Genomic DNA, 789 nt, shown 5'->3' with positions numbered 1-789 from the left:
TCGCGCGCGCCGACGGCGCGCGCGGCGGTGACGTATTCGAGCTCGCGGATCCTCAGGAACTCGGCCCGGGTGAGCCGCGCCATCTGCGGCCAGGAGACGACGCCGATCGCCAGCGCGATGGTGACGAGCGAGGCGGAGAACAGCGTGACCAGCACCATGGCGAACAGCAGCGCCGGCAGCACCTGGAAGAACTCCGTCAGCCGCATCAGCACGTTGTCGACCCAGCCGCCGAAGAAGCCGGCCAGCGCGCCGACCGTGACGCCGATCACGACGGTGATGAGCGCGGCCGCGGCACCGGCCACCAGCGTCGGCCCGCCGCCGGTCAGCATGCCGGCCAGCACGTCGCGGCCGAGATAGTCGGTGCCGAGCGGAAAACCGGCCGCGCTGCCGGGCGGCGTCAGCGGCGCCCAGACGATGTCGTGCGGGTCGTGCGGATAGGCGAAGGTGCCGTAGAGGACGAGCGCGACGATCGCCGACAAGAGCACCAGGCCGACGACGGCCGGCCGGTTGCGCCGGAAGTTCTGCCACGCCTCGGCCAGCGGGCTCGAGGCCGCGACAGGCGCGGCCGCGGCCGGCCGCTCGCGCCCTGCCGTGTCGACAGTCATGCCTTGCGCCCTCCCGAGGCGATGCGCGGATCGGCGAGCCGGTAAGACAGGTCCGTCACGATGTTGGCCACGACGACCATGACGGCCGAGAAGAACAGCACGCCCATCACCGTCGGATAGTCGCGCCGCAGGATGGAATCGAAGGCGAGCCGGCCCATGCCCGGCCAGTTGAACACCGTCTCGA

2 protein-coding genes are annotated in these 789 nt (G+C 71.6%); both read right to left on the bottom strand.

Translation table 11 applies throughout. The features are described from left to right. The coding region (locus N1F89_RS20615) for an ABC transporter permease (protein WP_290086379.1) at positions 1 to 605 on the bottom strand (605 nt) is incomplete at its 3' end. Then, on the bottom strand, positions 602 to 789 hold a 188-nt coding region (locus tag N1F89_RS20610), incomplete at its 5' end, for an ABC transporter permease subunit (protein WP_290086378.1). The genes N1F89_RS20615 and N1F89_RS20610, both read right to left, overlap by 4 nt.

The organism is Aquibium sp. A9E412 (assembly GCF_030398335.1).
Taxonomy (GTDB): Bacteria; Pseudomonadota; Alphaproteobacteria; order Rhizobiales; family Rhizobiaceae; genus A9E412.
This window is presented reverse-complemented; position numbering and strand designations above follow the sequence as displayed.